Source organism: Thermococcus sp. CX2 (genome assembly GCF_012027555.1).
Classification (GTDB): domain Archaea; phylum Methanobacteriota_B; class Thermococci; order Thermococcales; family Thermococcaceae; genus Thermococcus.
The window spans coordinates 136,481-153,146 of record NZ_SNUQ01000001.1 but is presented as its reverse complement, the minus strand read 5'-3'; the positions used below and the strand labels follow the sequence as shown (position 1 = coordinate 153,146).

Annotated in this window: 18 protein-coding genes; 12 read left to right on the top strand and 6 right to left on the bottom strand. The window is 52.1% G+C overall.

The features are described from left to right. Positions 1–69 precede the first annotated feature (69 nt). The 4 genes from E3E23_RS00895 to E3E23_RS00880 are packed head-to-tail and all read left to right on the top strand — an operon-like array spanning position 70 to position 2,410. Positions 70–726: a diphthine--ammonia ligase family protein gene (locus E3E23_RS00895; RefSeq protein ID WP_240920709.1), complete on the top strand. Its 657-nt coding sequence runs from the start codon at positions 70–72 to the stop codon at positions 724–726. After that, the gene (gene cobZ, locus E3E23_RS00890) at positions 723–1,133 is read left to right on the top strand and encodes an alpha-ribazole phosphatase CobZ (RefSeq protein WP_167905723.1); all 411 of its coding nucleotides are present in this window, start codon (positions 723–725) and stop codon (positions 1,131–1,133) included. The genes E3E23_RS00895 and cobZ overlap by 4 nt, the downstream gene beginning before the upstream one ends. 3 nt (positions 1,134–1,136) lie before the next feature. Continuing rightward, positions 1,137–1,832, top strand: coding sequence for an adenosylcobinamide-GDP ribazoletransferase (gene cobS / locus E3E23_RS00885; protein WP_167905721.1), 696 nt, complete (start codon positions 1,137–1,139; stop codon positions 1,830–1,832). Then, entirely contained in the window at positions 1,829–2,410 is a 582-nt protein-coding gene (locus tag E3E23_RS00880; RefSeq protein WP_167905719.1) for an NTP transferase domain-containing protein, read from the top strand. The genes cobS and E3E23_RS00880 overlap by 4 nt, the downstream gene beginning before the upstream one ends. Here E3E23_RS00880 and E3E23_RS00875 read toward each other — a convergent pair. Continuing rightward, complete coding sequence (locus E3E23_RS00875; protein ID WP_167905717.1) at positions 2,349–3,803, bottom strand: cobyric acid synthase; 1,455 nt, start codon at positions 3,801–3,803, stop codon at positions 2,349–2,351. The two genes, E3E23_RS00880 and E3E23_RS00875, sit on opposite strands and share 62 nt — an antisense overlap. Before the next feature lie 68 nt (positions 3,804–3,871). Here E3E23_RS00875 and cobT point away from each other — a divergent pair, with 68 nt between their 5' ends. Beyond that, complete coding sequence (gene cobT / locus E3E23_RS00870) at positions 3,872–4,879, top strand: nicotinate mononucleotide-dependent phosphoribosyltransferase CobT (RefSeq protein WP_167905715.1); 1,008 nt, start codon at positions 3,872–3,874, stop codon at positions 4,877–4,879. Here cobT and E3E23_RS00865 read toward each other — a convergent pair. Then, on the bottom strand, positions 4,876–5,463 hold the full coding sequence (locus E3E23_RS00865; protein WP_167905713.1) for an adenosylcobinamide amidohydrolase: 588 nt from the start codon (positions 5,461–5,463) through the stop codon (positions 4,876–4,878). The two genes, cobT and E3E23_RS00865, sit on opposite strands and share 4 nt — an antisense overlap. Before the next feature lie 111 nt (positions 5,464–5,574). On the opposite strand from E3E23_RS00865, the gene E3E23_RS00860 reads away from it, so the two are divergent. Together E3E23_RS00860 and glp are read left to right on the top strand one after the other, a co-directional pair. Then, positions 5,575–6,090, top strand: a complete 516-nt coding sequence (locus E3E23_RS00860; RefSeq protein ID WP_167905711.1) for a molybdenum cofactor biosynthesis protein B — start codon at positions 5,575–5,577, stop codon at positions 6,088–6,090. 2 nt (positions 6,091–6,092) lie between these two features. Then, entirely contained in the window at positions 6,093–7,283 is a 1,191-nt protein-coding gene (gene glp, locus E3E23_RS00855; protein WP_167905709.1) for a gephyrin-like molybdotransferase Glp, read from the top strand. Between the two features lie 66 nt (positions 7,284–7,349). On the opposite strand, the gene E3E23_RS00850 is transcribed toward glp, so the two are convergent. From E3E23_RS00850 to E3E23_RS00840, 3 genes are all read right to left on the bottom strand, one after another. After that, on the bottom strand, positions 7,350–7,571 hold the full coding sequence (locus E3E23_RS00850; protein ID WP_167906501.1) for a hypothetical protein: 222 nt from the start codon (positions 7,569–7,571) through the stop codon (positions 7,350–7,352). Between the two features lie 363 nt (positions 7,572–7,934). Beyond that, positions 7,935–9,029, bottom strand: coding sequence for a DUF835 domain-containing protein (locus E3E23_RS00845; protein ID WP_240920708.1), 1,095 nt, complete (start codon positions 9,027–9,029; stop codon positions 7,935–7,937). 6 nt (positions 9,030–9,035) lie between these two features. Then, on the bottom strand, positions 9,036–10,091 hold the full coding sequence (locus E3E23_RS00840) for a hypothetical protein (protein WP_167905708.1): 1,056 nt from the start codon (positions 10,089–10,091) through the stop codon (positions 9,036–9,038). Between the two features lie 121 nt (positions 10,092–10,212). On the opposite strand from E3E23_RS00840, the gene E3E23_RS00835 reads away from it, so the two are divergent. Then, positions 10,213–11,496 (top strand): AMP-binding protein, encoded by a 1,284-nt coding sequence (locus E3E23_RS00835; protein WP_167905707.1) that lies wholly within the window; start codon positions 10,213–10,215, stop codon positions 11,494–11,496. 83 nt (positions 11,497–11,579) lie between these two features. Further along, positions 11,580–12,830 carry an HD domain-containing protein gene (locus E3E23_RS00830; protein ID WP_167905706.1) on the top strand — a complete coding sequence of 417 codons (1,251 nt, stop codon included), beginning with the start codon at positions 11,580–11,582 and terminating at the stop codon, positions 12,828–12,830. On the opposite strand, the gene E3E23_RS00825 is transcribed toward E3E23_RS00830, so the two are convergent. Further along, positions 12,823–13,779 (bottom strand): transcriptional regulator, encoded by a 957-nt coding sequence (locus tag E3E23_RS00825; RefSeq protein ID WP_167905705.1) that lies wholly within the window; start codon positions 13,777–13,779, stop codon positions 12,823–12,825. The genes E3E23_RS00830 and E3E23_RS00825 overlap by 8 nt on opposite strands. Before the next feature lie 45 nt (positions 13,780–13,824). Between E3E23_RS00825 and E3E23_RS00820 the strand changes: the two genes are divergently transcribed. The 3 genes from E3E23_RS00820 to E3E23_RS00810 are packed head-to-tail and all read left to right on the top strand — an operon-like array spanning position 13,825 to position 16,664. Next, positions 13,825–14,358 (top strand): GNAT family N-acetyltransferase, encoded by a 534-nt coding sequence (locus E3E23_RS00820; RefSeq protein ID WP_167905704.1) that lies wholly within the window; start codon positions 13,825–13,827, stop codon positions 14,356–14,358. Between the two features lie 31 nt (positions 14,359–14,389). Then, entirely contained in the window at positions 14,390–15,676 is a 1,287-nt protein-coding gene (gene tiaS, locus E3E23_RS00815) for a tRNA(Ile2) 2-agmatinylcytidine synthetase TiaS (protein ID WP_167905703.1), read from the top strand. A gap of 31 nt (positions 15,677–15,707) precedes the next feature. After that, entirely contained in the window at positions 15,708–16,664 is a 957-nt protein-coding gene (locus tag E3E23_RS00810) for a hypothetical protein (protein ID WP_167905702.1), read from the top strand. Positions 16,665–16,666 lie beyond the last annotated feature (2 nt).

The window sequence follows — 16,666 nt, the reverse complement described above, 5'->3', positions numbered from 1 at the left end:
TAAGCTTTCAGGACTGGGTTATAAACCTCACCCAAAAGGATAAAACGTCCAAGTCCCAAATGGTAGGGGATGACGATGAACGGAGGCAAGGGCATCGCCTTATTCTCAGGCGGCAAGGACGGGCTTTATGCAACTTATTTAGTCCAGAAAAGCGGCATAAGTGTCCCGTATTTCCTCGTCCTGAAGACCACCATCGGACTCTCGCCGCACTACGAGAACCTGAGCGAGCTGGAAAAGCTCGCCGGAGCTATGGGAAAGGAGCTTCTGATCTTTGACATGGCAAAAGGGAGCGAGGCTTTAGCTGAATTCATCGGTTCGCTCGGCGTTGATTACCTCGTCGCGGGGGATGTGCTGCTCGAAGACCACCTGGAGTGGATCGAACGGCTGGCCGAAGGAGCGGACGTTAAAGTCTTGGAGCCTCTATGGGGCAGGGACACGCTTGAGCTCGCGAGAGAGATAATCGAAGCGGGATTTGAATACGCGATAATCGCGGTCAACAAGGAGAATCTCTCCAAGGAATGGCTCGGCTACACCTTCCGCTCGGTTGAGGATTTGGAGCGCTTCCTCGATGCAAACCCCGGCATTGACCCCCTCGGCGAGTTCGCTGAGTTCCACACGGTGGTCTTAAAGTGCCCGCTGTTTGAGGGAAGTTTTGAGCTGAAGCCGCAGAAGGTAGATGAGAGCGAGACCTACTGGTGGCTGAAGTTCAGGCTGGTGAGAGAATGAGAGCCGGAGAAATCCTCAGGAAACTTGAATCAAAGGGCATAACCCTTGAAAAGATGCTCGACACCGCGATGGAGCTCTACATCGGCGAAAATGCCGGAGACGTTAGAGAACTGCTGGAGGAGACGATGCTGAGATATCTTAATGACATCAACGTTCAGTCTCTGCTCATGGCGGCGCTCCTCCTCGAGGAGAATTTTGACGTTGGAGGTGACCCCGTGAACTTAGTCGCCGACGAGCTCATCGGGATAAGCATAGCGGAATACATCGGGGGTAAAATGGCTCTCTTCAATTTCTTCTACTATGACACGAGAAAGCCCGGAATACTGAAGGAGCTGCCGCCCTTTTTGGACGATGCAGTAGGCGGCTTCATAGCGGGCTGCATGACGAAGCTCCTTTCGGAGGACTGAGCCATGAAAAACCTCCTCCCCTTCCTGACACGGGTGCCAATCAAGGGCAACTTCGAGAAAGCTCGCGAGGAGCTCTGGGCCTTTCCACTCGTCGCTTTGGTGAGTTCGGCGCTCCCGACGCTTGTCCTCTACTTAAAACTTCCCCTCTCGAACGTCCTGGCGGTCTTGGCGCTCTACCTCACCATCGGTCTTCTCCACCTTGACGGTCTGGCGGACTTCGCCGACGGAGTGATGGTTAAAGGCGACCGCGAGAGGAAAATAAAGGCGATGAAGGATCTGAACACCGGGATAGCGGGTCTCTTCGCGGTGGTCATGGTTCTGTTCCTCCAAGTCTATTCCCTCCAGCTCGTTCCTTTCTACGCCCTCTTCCTGGCGGAGCTAAACTCAAAGCTCGCCATGCTCCTCGCGCTGGCAACCAGGAAACCGCTCGGCCAAGGGCTTGGGGCATACTTCATGGAGAAGATGAACAGCGGCCAGCTTCTCGGCGGGCTCATCTTCTACGCCATTCTCCTCGTCCCTGTAATTGTCTATGAGCAGAATGCCCTGGTCTCGCTCCTCGGTCTGGCCTTCGGAGGTTATACCATCAAAGTTGCCCTCGACAACTTCGGCGGGATAAACGGCGACTGCATAGGTGCAATAGCGGAGATAACGAGGGCTGGGACGCTTTTGGTTCTGGCTTTCGTTTGGTGGTATACATGATAATCATCCTCGCCGGAGGCAAATCAACCCGCATGGGGCAGGAAAAGCCTGTCCTCAAGGTGGCCGGTAAGCCGATGCTCCTCTGGGTCTACGAAGAAGCGGGGAAAGTTGACGACGTCCTCGTTGCTCTATCGCGGAACACCCCCAAAACAAGGGAGCTCTGCCTCAGGGAAGGGATTCCCTTCATTGAGACGCCGGGAAAAGACTACGTCCAAGACATCCAGTGGCTTTTGAGTGAGTTCGGCCCATTCGTAAGCGTCTCCGCCGATATCCCCTTTGTGAAGGCCTCGGATTTTTGGCTTATCGAGAAGGCCTTCGACGGAAAAACGAGCCTGACAGGGGTCCTTCCGCTTGAAAAGGTACCGGGAGACTTGAATCCAGTAGTTTACCGGGGTTATGCAATCGTTGGGCTGAATGCCGTCGCTGAAGAAGGAGAGAGATTTTTTGAGTTCACAAATCCCCTGTTAGCCTTAAATGTGAACACTCCTGAAGAGCTGGAGCTTGCGAAGAGGATTGCTAACCTAATCCGAGCTCCGAGAGGATGTATCCCACGTCGAGGTTCTTCTCAACAATCCTAGCAAAGCGCTCTATCTCTTCTTCGATGCTCCATCCATCAACGCTTATCGGCTCAAGCCCTTTCTCCACCCGCAGGAAGTTGAGGAGCCGCTCCGTGAAGGCGAAGTTATGGAAGATGCCGTGTAGATAGGTCCCAAAGGCTCTCTCACCAAGGGCCCCTTCGGGCTCAACGGCCTTAGCACCGTTTATCTCGCGTATTATCGAGAAGGGCCTCTCTGAGGTTGAGCGGCCCATCCTTATCTCGTAGCCCTCAACGCTCATTCTCTTAGCCGACTCCCAGAGGATTTCGGCCTTCAGGTGGTTTGTCCGCTTAACGGGCGTGAAGATCGTTTTAGCGGGCAGCAGTCCAATGCCCCTGACCTCACCGCGCTTCGATTCGACGTTGTCGATTATCTTCTCCCCGAGCATTTGAAAGCCGCCGCAGATTCCAACGACGAAAGAGCCTTCGCGGTGAGCCTGGATTATCGCGTCCTCTATTCCGTTCTCGCGCATCCAGAGCAAGTCCTCGACGGTGTTCTTGCTCCCGGGGATTATTATTAAATCGCCCTCGATTTCCTCTGCTTTTGTAACGTAGTCCACCCCATTGGCCCAGTGAAGGGGCTCAAAGTCGGTAAAGTTGCTTATGTGGGGAAGCTTGACTATCTGGATGTGGAGCTCGCCATTAACCTTCGGAAAGCTCGTCAGAGAGTCCTCTTCTGGCAACTTGTGCTCGACGTAGGGAACGACTCCGAGGGTGGGCTTCCCGTAGCGCTTCTCCAGATATTCGAAGCCTGGCTCCAGCAGGGAGGCATCGCCGCGGAACTTGTTGAAGACAAAGCCAAGGATTAGGTTTCGCTTCTCCTCGCTCAAGAGCTCCATCGTGCCCACTATAGAAGCGAAGCTCCCACCGCGGTCAATGTCGGTAACGAGGATGGTCTTCGCTTTGGCGTGCCTCGCAACGCGCATGTTGGCTATGTCGTAGTCCTTGAGGTTAATCTCAACGGGTGAGCCTGCACCTTCGATTATCACAATCTCGTGCTCCGCCATGAGTTCATCCAGAACCCGCATGGCCTTCCGAAAGAGCTCCTCCTTCCGGGAGAGCATGTATTCCCTGGCTGAAACGCTCCCTATGGGCTTTCCCATAAACACAACTTGGCTCCTCATGTTACCCTCGGGCTTGAGGAGTATCGGATTGAACCTTACCGAGGGCTTCTTTCTGCAGGCTACTGCCTGGAGGTACTGGGCACGACTTATTTCGCCGCCTTCTATGCTCGGTGCGGAGTTCAGGCTCATGTTCTGGCTTTTAAACGGGACAACGTCATAATCCAAGTTCGAGAAGATCCGGCACAGAGCCATGACGAGGAGGGATTTTCCAGCTCCGGAGGAAGTTCCCTGAATCATTAGGGCTTTTCCCATTCACACCCCCATTGGAGGTGGACGAAGAACATATAAACCTGTTGGATAAAACCTCCAGCGGTGATGCTATGAAGAGTCTCATGCTGATTGTCCTTGGGAACACAGAGATAAGCACCGTGCCTGGAATAAGCGTCGCCGGGGCGACGCCCGAATTAACAAAGCTCACCCCACCGGCTGACGCGGAGTATCTTTTCTATGAGAAGCCAAAAATCATAGATGTCATTCCAGTAACGCCCGAGGGGCACCCGACGCCGGCTATAATAACCAAGGCCGCCAGGGAGCTTGCAAACTTCCCGCTGATAATAGTCCGCGGTGGAACTTACCTAGCTCCTCTCGTGCCTCACGTCCACATCAGCGACCACGTTGGCAGGGACTTCAGGAAAGAGCCTGCCCTTCCGGGGGCTGAGGAGATAATTGAGAGGGCAAGGCTCTTCGGAGAGGAGTTGTCCAAGCTCCCGATAGAGGAACTCGTCATAGGTGAATCCACACCCGGTGGAACAACAACAGCTCAGGCCGTTCTCTGGGCCCTCGGCTACGAAGCGAGGACTTCCTCCGCAGCACCGAACAATCCCCAGAGCCTAAAGGAGGAGGTTATAAAAGCAGGCTTTGAAAGGGCTGGAATAAAGCCTGGAGACTTCAAAGAGAAACCCCTTGAAGCACTCAAACAGTTCGGCGACCCCATGATGGCGGCAGTTATAGGAATCTCGCAGGGCTTCACCGGGGAGGTTGTTCTAGCAGGCGGGACGCAAATGTTGGCAGTGGCCGCTCTGCTAAAAGCCCTCGATGAGGATCTGGACAGATTCATGATAGCGACAACCAGGTGGGTGATCAATGACAGGAGCTCAACCTTCATCGAGACGGCCAAGGAGATAGGGGTAATCAGCTATGCAGCGGATTTAAACTTCTCAAAGAGCGAGTTCAAAGGCCTGAGGGACTATGAGAACGGCTACGTTAAGGAAGGCGTAGGGGCCGGTGGAGCGACATGGCTCGCAGTTAAAGCCGGCTTTTCGCCAGAGGACGTCTCGAAGAAGGTGGAAGAGCTCTACAGAAGGCTGATGGAGCTGAAGGCCACCTAACTTCTGGTTTTCTCCCACTTTCTCAGGCTCTCCTCAAGGGCCTTCCTGACGGCTTTCCCTATCGAAATTCCGAGCTCGGTTGCAGTTCCTGCCCATTCCTTCTCTCCAGGATAAGCAAAAACCCCTATGCTGTCGCTCGTCGTCCCGGTGGCGTTGTAGCCGAGTCTCAGCAGGGTGTAAGTCTTTGCTTCAGTGGCAGTCATTATCGCGTTTGCCATGGCACCGACAGTTAGGCCTTCGTTTATCACGAGGGCGATGTTTATGGTTCCGGGTTTCCACGGCGGGGGAACTTCGCCGGCTATGGCTGGGTTCGTCACCCCCGCGGTGATGTAAGCCTCGACGCTTCTGACTCTGGATATAGAAAGAACCTTCCTCACGTCTGCTGCCGTCATGAAGCCGACGTAATCCCTCAATCCGTTCTCCAGCTCGAACCTCCTACAATCGGCCTTATAATCCCCTGAGTAGTTCTTGTGCACCATCATAAAGAAGAATCCGTTGGCCCTTACAAGTCCGCCCCGATGGGGCGCGTTGCTGAGGGCGAGCATCTCCCGCTCGAAAGGCCTGATGAAGTGCCCGAATTCCATGGGAGAACGTCCGCGGTGGCCTTATTAACGCTTGCGCCGAGCTGTTAAACGCTTCCGCTTACCAATGAAAAGGTTATTAACCCTGCCTGCAAAGGATTTTCGGGTGATAGGATGGGAACCGAAGAGCACAGGAAGAAAGCGCCCAAAAGGTTTAAGTTTGCAGTCATAACCGTCAGCGACACCGCGAGCAGGGGAGAAAAGGAAGACGCGAGCGGAAAGTTCCTGGTTGAGACCCTCACTGAGGCTGGAAACGAAAATGTTCATTACACGATAGTCCCCGACGAAAAGCTGGCCATCATAAAGGCCGTCATTGAGTCGGTTGAGAAAGGCGCTGACGTGGTCGTCACCACCGGCGGAACGGGGATAACGAGCAGGGACGTCACGATAGAGAGCTTACGGCCCCTCTTCGATAAAGAGCTGGCCGGCTTCGGCGAGATCTTCAGGCTCAAAAGCTTTGAAGAGGTTGGAACAGCTGCGGTTCTCACCAGGGCAACCGCCGGAATCATCAGGAGCGGTGAAAAGGCCACGGTCGTCTTCTGTCTGCCCGGAAGCATCAACGCGGTTAAGACCGGGGTGGAGATAATCAAGCGCGAAGCCTACCACGTTCTAAAGCACGCGAGGGAGTGACTATGAGGGAGTTCAAACGCTTGACTCCATACAAGGAAGCCTTTGAGCTGATGCTCAATGACCTGAGGGAAATAGACGGGGTTGAAAAAGTACCACTCGACGAGGCCTATGGCAGGGTCTTAGCTGAGGACGTTGTTTCTCCCATAGACAGCCCTCCCTTTGACCGTTCGGCCGTCGATGGCTACGCAGTTAGAGCAGAGGACACCTTCCAGGCGAGGGAGTACCACCCGGTAGAGCTTGAGGTCATAGACGAGATAACCGCCGGCATGGAGAGCGGGAAAGAGGTCACCAGCGGAAAGGCCGTGAAGCTGATGACGGGCAACAAAATGCCCAAGGGCGCGAATGCAGTAATAATGCAGGAGATGGTGAAGCGCGAGGGAGACAGGATTTACGTCCTGAGACCGGTAGCCCCGGGCCAGAACGTGGCCTTCGCCGGTGAGGACGTGAAGAAGGGCGAGGTCGTCCTGAGAAAGGGACAGATTCTCAGGCCACAAGATGTCAGTCTGCTCAAGAGCATCGGGTTTAAGAGTGTCAAGGTCAAAAGAAAGCCCCGCGTTGGGATAATCGTAACTGGAGATGAGCTTGTCGAGGAGTTCGACGAGGAAGCCCTTAAAGCCGGCAAGATACTCGAGAGCAACTCCGCCCTGCTCAAGGGATTAGTGCGGCAGTACTTCGGGGAGCCAGTCTTCTACGGCGTCATCCCGGACGACGAGGAGAAAATTAAAGCAGCAATAGAAAAGGCCAAGGCCGAGAACGACCTCGTCCTCGTCACTGGTGGAAGTGCCTTCGGTGACAAGGACTTCGCGCACCGCTTCGTTAGGCTGCTCTTCCACGGCACGACGATAAAGCCCGGCAGACCTGTGGGTTATGGAGAAAAGGTCTTCATAATGAGCGGCTACCCCGTGGCAGTCTTTGCTCAGTTCCACCTCTTCGCCAAGTACGCCTTAGCAAAGCTTGCAGGGGCCGACTTCAGGCCAGTTAAGGTTCGCGCGGAGCTGACCGAGAGGGTTCCCTCGCAACTCGGCCGCTACGAGTTCGTGAAGGTCTGGTACGAAAACGGAACGGCAAGGCCGATTAAGAAGAAGGGTAGCGGGATAATCAGCTCGCTCGTCAAGAGCAACGGCTACATCGTGATTCCAGAGGACAGCGAGGGTTACTTAGAGGGGGAGACCGTGGAGGTCGTGCTTTATTAAGAACTCCTCCAGACATCAGGAAAGCCCATGAACTGATAACCCACATAAGATCGTAGGAAAGAACACTCACTCCTCCATCAGCTCTTCTTTTTTCGGCTTCTTAATGAGGAGCTCGACTTCACTGGGGAGCTCTCCATGGTCGGCAAGGTTCTCCACGATCTCGATGACTTCGAGTTTCTCCCGTTCTTTCTCGTCCATAACCTCGGTCAGCGGATTTGGTCTTGCCCACGGGATTATCTCCTGTATCTTGCTGTCAAAGTCTTCCGGCTGGGTATTCAAACCTTGCATGTTTCTCACATTTGTTAATATCGTGCAAGAATAAATAAACCTTTTCTATACAGATTTTGCAATTATCTGGGCCCATAATGCAAAATTTGCAGAGAACACAAATGTTCATGCTATGGCCCGCCCGTAACTCCCGCCCCCATCGATGCCTGACGGCGGACTCGGGCGGGCTAACCCAGGCGGGCCTTCGCTGTGCTCGGCCTGGGTTTCCCACGGTCATTGCGCTCCGTAACGCGGAAGGCCCTCCCGTGGGGACCTCGCTGAGGCCGAGCTGTAGCCCCCGCATCGCCCCCCGGTTCATTCTCCCCGGGGTCCTCGCGCAGGGGCATTATTGGGATTGAAAAAAGAGGTATATAAGGTTACCTTTTACTCAACGAGCTTTCTGAGCTGGGCATAGAACCGGGAGTCTAGGCTCTCCTTCTCCAAAACGATGATGAGAGTGCCGTTGTTGACGATGACGAAGTCCCTGAGTTTGGACAGAAACTTCATGAGGCTTTCCCAGGAGTTGTAGACCATGAGGTATTCCAAACAGTCAATTACAATTATTCCATGCTTTCCTGACCGTGAAAACTCTTCCAGATACCTGTAGGAAATCTCGGTTATCCTCGCTAGGTCTGTGGGGTATATGGTATTCTTGAACTTACCCTTGAAGGGGATAGTGGTGACAAAGTAGTACGTCCATTTGTCCGAAACGTCCAGTACGTCTCTGATAAAAGCGAGCACTGGTGCATCGTTTAGTAGTTTCTTGATCTTCCGGTATTCCTGCCAATCTAGAACAAGAACTCCGGGCTTGATGTCCACGGGATTCCCATTTTCTTTCGTGGGGGGTCTGAAGGATTCCGACGATACGAGCTTCAACATCGCGATTACCATGCTAACTATCAGTACGGTTGAAATGGTGAATCCTATAGGCCGGTACCAGTCGTTGAGTCCAAAGAGCGCAGCAGGTACCAAGTGCAGCCCGAAGAGTATAATGCTCAAGTAAAGATACTTAATAGCACTCTTGTATATCTCCTCGGTCTCTCTGAGCAAGAGCCCACCGGCGATGACAAATATCCCGCTTATGCCCAAGGTAGCAGCGCTTGTTGCGGTCCACATGGGGTCTTGAGTATATATGTTAGCACCAAGCATATACAACATGAAGAGTACCGGCATCGGAACAAGCATCACGAGGGTTCTGTGCTGCACGCATATTGATTCCTCTTCAAGGAATTCTATGGCCCCGTAGAATATAAGCGATGAAAACACCGGGAGGGATATCGAACCGAGCAACTGAAGAACCGGATCGCTGAGAGACGTGAGAAATATGGCAATGAAATCAAAGATCCACGCCACTGAGAACGCGAGAGCAGACCGTCTCTTATTATGGAGGTATATACGGAAGATCAATCCTGCAGCAATTAAATCTGCTGCCATTACGATGATTGCCTCAACAAAGACAAGCGCTTGGATACTATCCAATTCATTTCACCCCACCCTTCTTTTAGGGTCCCCAAACCCGTCCCATCTAAACGGTCCCTCAGCAGGAGTTCTGAGGGCAGTTTCATCCTCAAGCTTAACTATTAAAACCTCCGGCCTGGCGATTATCATTCCCACCTGTCCCCTTTCACCGTGTTTCACTATCTTGTATCCGTCTTCCTGCTTCAGAGGAAAGATTATCGTGAATGGATAGTTCGGATAATACCAGAAGCTCCTTCCTTTCTGGATACCAACTAGATCCCCAAAGGCATAGTAGCCGTAAAGGGGTATCAGAGTGGCGTTCTCAAACTTTTCGGAAAGGTGTTGGAAGAACTCGTAGTTGATCCCAACACCGCTTATTATGGCAGTCTCAATGTTCTCACGGTATGGTTCAAAGAGGGCCATCAAGGGGGGTGCTGATCTTACAGTGTTTATCGTATCCTTCTCCATCACGCGCTTTGTGTACCTCACGAGGGGATCGAGGATTTTAAGGATGGCCTCAAGGCCATGCTTCGCGTAGACCTTCTTCAGTCCATTCGTCTCCATCCCTATAAAGTACAAAACGCCCCCGTAACTCCATACAAGCTCGCTTATTTCGTCTTGATACCAACCGTAGGGGCCATGGGCCAGTGCCTTCATCTGGTGTTCTTCATCATAAATCTCCTCCAGGCCGTAGATTTCATCGAGAGATTCCCTAAGGTACATGTGGAGTGCTTTCAGATAATCCCTATCCCAGTGACCAATTGCCCTTTCTCTCGTGGTTCCAGAAGACTGGTAAAAGCGGATTCTGCCCGAATAGTTGTTAGGGATGAACTCCAGCCAGTTATGGCGCAGATATTCCTCGTCGACGGCCAGACCTGAGTTAAAGATTTTTTCGAAGACCTCCTCCAAAGTGCCCTGGAAAAGCTCATCTAAATCCAGACGCGCGGCAGAAATAACCCTCTTCCAGTGGGGAGTATTGGTCATGTGAAACTCAAAAACTTCTCTAAGGTACTCCTTCGTTTCAGTTTTCCCAACATGCAAAGGATTTATATGGAGTTTATCCAACACCCTCTGATAATCCATGGTAGGTGTTCTAACTGGGAGAGTATAAAAACCTTTCCCAATGGATTCTTCTGCGAATTTGATTGGATAAACCCTAACAATTAAATATTGTTAACTCAAACTACTGACTCGGTGAACTCCTGTGAGCCTGATTTTGGGAAGGCTTGATAAAAATGGGGTTGAAGATTTCAGGTACACAGTTGAGAAAGCCATAGAGACCACCGAGCTCTGGAGGGAGAAGTTCTCGGGGCTTAAACCAGAGGAAATTAAACCAGAGGACATAGCCTCTCTGACCGAGAGGATAAACATAACCCCCCATGATCTCTATAAAATAGACGAAGTGTGGCCCCGCTACATTAAAGAAGGCAGGGTTTTCTACACCGTCATGAGGACGAGCGGAACGACCGGCAGGCCAAAGAGGATACCCTATACCAAGGACGACCGCTTTAGGACGGGCAGGCAGATAGAACCATGGGTAAGAGAATACATGGACAAAGGCGACAGGATTGCATCATTCTTCCCGCCGCTGCCCTCATCCTCCGGAATGTTTGCCTTCGGCGGCTTTGAGGCCCTCGACGCCAAGGTGGCCTATTATCAAGTTCCCATCCAGTACCTCATGGACAGGAACCTCCTTTTAAAGGAGCTCAGGGATATAAGACCAACCGCCCTCTTCTGTCTCACAGCCACAGCATACAACCTCGGACTGATCCTCCCGGAGGACATAAAGAAGGACATTCAGACGATAGTGGTCGGAGGAGAGACACTGACAAAGGAACTTGCCATGGCGACGCTTGAGCTGTTTGAGAATGCCGTGATAATTGACAACTTCGGCTCGACCGAGGACGCTATAACCAGCTACCGTGTAATAACAAAGAAGAAGATGAGTGAGTTCCATTTTACCGAGTCTATCGTCGTGTTGAAGGATAACGGTGATAACTACAGTGAATACAAGCGCATGTACATCACTAAGGTGATGAGGGACGGCGAGCTGACTGGCCTTCCGCTCTTCAACTACGACATAGGAGACCTTGCAAGGGTCGTCGACGGTAAGGTCAAAAACATAATCCGCATCAAGGACGTTGTGAGCCTTGCCGGGGCTAAGCTCCACATCGACCAGATTATGGAGATAGTTTACGACCATCCCGACCTCCTCGACTTCGTGATAATTTACCACCCGCTCTCTCCCGAGAATCCAAAGCCAAAGGCCATCATTCGGATCGCCTACAGCGGAAATAAGCCGGCGGGAATAGAGGACGAGGTCAGAGAGCTCATCTACGAGGCGAACAACCCGGTAAGGTATGAAGTTGAGGAATCAAAGCAGGCTGGGTTGATCATCGAGGCAGTGCCACTGGTGAAACTCAGAGAAGGCCTCCCAAGGAAACCAGGAAAGACGAAGAGAATTTACATAGCCGGAAAAGATCTCTGATTCTGCCGCCCTTTTCCTTTCAATTTTGTCATAATGCCCAAAAGTTATTTAAGGAGATTCTCAAACTTCCAGCGGTGATATTAATGGATGGAAAAATTATTCATGATGGCATTCACGGAAGCATGAAGCTTACCGGCTTGATCCTCGATCTCGTCAAGACTCCCGAATTTCAGAGGCTTAGGAACATAAGGCAGCTCGGTCTGGCTTACCTCGTCTACCCAGGTGCCAACCACTCCCGCTTTGAGCACTCTCTCGGAGCGTGGAACATAGCGAGAAGGCTCTCAATGGAGGTTGGTCTGAGCGAAGATGAGAGCATGCTCCTCCAGGTTGGTGCACTTCTCCACGATATCGGCCACGGCCCCTTCAGCCACACTTTTGAGAGCATCTACAAGCACTACGTCAAGGAGCACGACCACATGCGCCTCGGGCAGGATATAGTCCTGGGGAGGATAAACATAACTGAAAGCGAGAACGGCGGCAGTATTCCCGAGATAATAGAGAGCTACGACTACGACTTCACCCCAAAGGACGTCGCCGACCTCATCCTCGGAAAGCACGAGAAGCGCTACCTCGGCCAGATGCTGCACGGAGATGTTGACGTCGACCAGCTTGACTACCTCATAAGGGACGCCCACTACACGGGGGTTGCACACGGCATAATCGACCTCGAGAGACTTATGAAGGTCCTAAAGGTGCACGAGGGCGAGCTCGTGGTGGACGAGAAGGGAATCGAGGCCGTAGAGGGCATGATGGTCGCCCGTTCGCTGATGTATTCGAGGGTCTACTTCCACCACACGGTGAAGATAGCCGAGGGAATGCTTACAAGGGCTCTGGAGTTTGCCCTCGAGGAGGGCCACCTGTGGGACTTCTGGAAGATGATAGACTGCAGGGTCCTCGTGGAGCTGGAGGACTTGGAGGGATACCCTGCTGAGATAGTCAGGCGCATAAAGTACCGCGAGCTCTACAAAGCGGCTGTCCTCGCGAGCGCCGATGAGCTGACTGGCGAGGAGAAGAGGGAGCTTCTTACCGCTTACAGGAACGTGAAGAGGAGGCAGGAGATAGAGAGGGCACTGGCCGATGCAGTAGGGGCAAAGGAAGGGGAAGTCATCCTCGAGTTCAGCATAGCCGACCTGATGCTCAGCGAACCCAGGCTGAAGTCAACGGAGATAAACGTGCTCCTCGGAAGCGGGGAGGTTCAGCCGCTGACCAAGGTCACTCCGCTGGCGAATGCCCTCAAGAGACGCCAGACCCCCAGGTGGGCCGTGCTCATAGCCTCACCGAAGGAGTACATTGAGAAAGTGAGGGAAGTTTGGAAGAGGGTTATTTTCAGCTAAAGAGCTGCTTCTTTATCTCCTTTTTCAGCTCTTCAATCATCTCTATGAGCTCATCGGCGTCCTTAACTTCCTGGAGGCTGTCCTTGGGAATCAGCGGCACTTCCTTAACGACTTCAGTTTTGGCCTTCTCAAGGATAAAGATGCCGTCGCTGTTGATTATCCTGCTTACCTCCGCCACCATCTCGGCACGCTTGACCGTTGAGCGGGTCTTCTTCTCGTCTATGCCCGTGAGTATCTTGAACTCCTCCTCCTTCGAGACCGCGTTGAAGGGGGCCTTCCTGACCTTGACCACGCCAAGGCCCAGAACCTTGAGGCGCTCGAATACCTCCCTCTCGAGGGGCGTCTCGGGCGTAACGTCGAGGTTGGCCTCAACCGTCGAGTTAAGTATGTCTATTGGCTCGGCCAACGGTTCGTCAAACACCTCCTCAAGGCGGATTGCAACGTCAAGGGAAACCGCCTGCTCCCCTCGCTCATAGTTGAGGAGGCTCTTCCTGGAGACTCCAATGAGCTCGGCCAGCTCGTTCACGCTGTAGCCGTGCTTCTCGCGAAGGTGCCTCAGGAGCTTCCCGTTTATCCTGACGTAGAAGCCGCCGCGCTCGGCAAAGATGGCTGGAAGCTCGTTCTCGACAAGGACATCGTAGAGGGTTTCTGGCCTTAAGGCATAGATGCCAAAGCGCTCGTAAACTACTCCCTCCTCTAGCTCGGCGTTCTTGGTCTTCAGCCCAACGATGAGCGGGGAGGCCTTAAAGAACTTGGAGAGCCTTTTTAGGTCCTCAGCCTGCTCTTCCGTAACGGTGTCTATGTTAGTTGCCACTTTAATGAAGAGCAACAGGAGTAACCTGCTCGCCACTATGTCGAAGCACGAGCCTTTGAAGTCCATCCTGGCGGTTTTGTAGCCCGTGCCCCTGAGTATCGCCTCGACGGTTCTTATAAGTCTCTCCCTGTCCATCATTTTTAAATAGGCAAATGGCCTTAATAAAGTTAAGGTGTTTGCATGAGGCCGATAATCCTCAGAGGAAACTTGGTTTCCCTCGGAGTCCTCCTGCGGGAGGATCTCAGCCAGGTCTGGATGTGGTACAACGACAGGGACGTAAGGCGCTACCTCTCCTTTCCGGAGGAGATATTCTTCTATGAGGACGAGCTGGAGTGGTACGAGGCCCTGAGAAGAGAGAAGAAGCACGAGAAGGTTTTCGCGATAATCGAGAACTCCTCGCGCTCACTCGTTGGACTCGTGGGACTTCACAAAATCGACTTCCATAACGGACACGCCGAGCTAGGCTACTTCATCGGGAAAGAGTACTGGGGCCGCGGCTACGCCAGTGAGGCCGTTTCTCTGGCGGTTCGCTATGCCTTTGAGTGGCTCAACCTGAGGAAAGTCTATGCCCATGTCTACGAAATCAACGGGGCTTCAATAAGGATTCTCGAAAAGAACGGCTTCAAATTGGCCGGCCGCTGGAGGAAGCATCAGTACGTCCCAGGGGAAGGCTTCGTTGATGTTCTCTGCTACGAGCTCTTCCGCGAGCCTTAGCTTTTTAAACCCCTTTCTTTTTCTTCCAACCATGAGGCTCCACATCGGCATCGACGACACTGACTCACCGAACGGCATGTGCACTACCTACCTCGGTGCCATCCTCTACCGCGAGCTGTCCCGGATAGCGGAGCCCATAGACCTTCCCCGCTTGATCAGGCTCAACCCGAACATTCCCTACAAGACCCGCGGCAATGGAGCGGTGGCGATGACCTTTGAGGTCAATGAGGAGCTTATAACCGAGGTTAAAAACACCGTCCTCTTCTACGTGGACCGGCTTGCCGACTTCGAGCACGAGAACACAAATCCAGGAGTGGTATTCGTCGAGGGGGAAATTCCTAAAGAGCTCGTAGAGTTCGCAATGAAGGCCCTCCGCGAGCACGTCACTATAGAAGAGGCGGAGGAAGCTGCGAGAAACGCTGGAGTAGAATATTTCAAGTTCAAGGTCGGGAGGGGCATAATCGGCGCGCTCGCGGCTGTTGCTTATCCGCTGAAGAGGTTCACCTACGAGCTGTTAGCTTACAGAGAGCCCGACAACTGGGGAACGCCGAGGAGAGTGGACAAGGAGAGTGTCTTTCTGGCCGATAGCTGGAGCTATCCCTTCACCTACGACAACGTTGACCCCTACAAGAGGAGCGTCCTCATAACACCCCACGGCAAGGATCCCGTTCTGGTTGGCATCAGGGGAATTGACAGGGGAAAGGTTCTCCAGACCTTTGAGATGGTTCGCTTTGAGGAGCCCGTGACATTTTACCAGCTCTACAAGACGAACCAGAACACAGACGACCACCTTACATACAAAAAAATCGGCGAGCTGAAGCTCTACGACAGCGCGGTGGTTAGGGGAACGGTGGTTAAGCCCTACTGGGAGCGCGGGAGGCACGTATTCTTTGAGCTTGAGGATGAAACGGGAAGGATTCGCGTTGCTGCCTTCGAGCCGACCAAGAAATTCAGGAACTACGTGAGGAAGCTCCTCCCTGGAGACGAGATAATCGCCGCCGGTGGAGTGAAGGAGCACGACGGCGTTCTGACGCTCAACCTCGAGAAGTTCTATCCGGTGAAGCTCGTTCCAAGGATCGAGTACCAGAAGCCGAAGTGCCCGAAGTGCGGCGGGACGATGAAGAGCAAGGGTGATTATCTCAAGTGCAAGCGCTGTGGCCATAAGATGCCGAAGAAGCTCATCCCAGTTGAAGTCCCGCGCGAGCTGGAGAGGAAGATTTACGAAGTGCCGCCCGACGCGAGAAAGCACCTGTCGAGGCCTCTAGTGCTGCCAGGTGGAGAGGAGAGGGTTTTAGAAATAGTGACTGATGGACAGTAATATTTTAAATTTTCATACCCTAACAACTGACATGTTAGATGACATTCTCGAGAGAGAGTTACATAATATCTCCATGAAGATAGATGCAATAAACCCAAACTACGAAATTTTATTTGCCCTTTTGTCTGCATCCCTATCCCTGCTAACATCATACTATGGTGGACTTGCAAACATGCTTAATCTTTGGGGACTCTCTTTTGGTGCAATGTTTGGCTTGTGGGTAATTTGGTCCAGCATAGTACCTCGTCAGCACACAGAGAAAGACGGAGAAACCACAGACACATCCAAGCTCCCCAAACAACTAGTTGAATACTACGGCGAAGTATTTGGGAAATTTGTATATTCTGGAGTTCACTCCTTTGGAATTTTATCCATAATATCCGTAGGTGTGTATTTATTGTTGTATTCTACTCACAATGTGAAAGAAAACTTATGGCATCCTCTCTTGATAGCTTTTCTAGTGGAATTGGCCTTAATGGGATTGGTTGTTAATGAAGATCGTGCAATCAAGATATTTGTTTGGGCATACAACCTCAAACACGGTCTTGAAGGAGAAACGGACATGAGTATAGTGAGGTTGATTGTAGGAGCCATTTCAGGCTTAATCTTGTTTTCTGGCTCTATCTGGGCAACTTGGAAAGTTTGTTATTTGCTTTATCTTGGGGTTAAGGGAGTTCAAGAGATTTCTGTCCATGTACTTGCTTTATTCCTTTTTCTGCAGTATATCCTTGTATGGGTATTAATGAGTGCAATTAACAAGAATCAAGTCCACAGAGAACTTACCAATGCTATTATCTGCCTTCAGAATCTCCAGTATAAATTCTCATCAAGCGAAGAAATACCTATAGACAAAATTGCATCTTGTGTGAAATACACTCACTTTCTCAAGCTAACTCCTTTAAGAATCTTGGAACTTTACTTCTATCTCCCTCATCCCCTGTATAAACAAGTGCTTAAAGAGTCGGGTGAGACTTCCAAAAAGGAATAAGA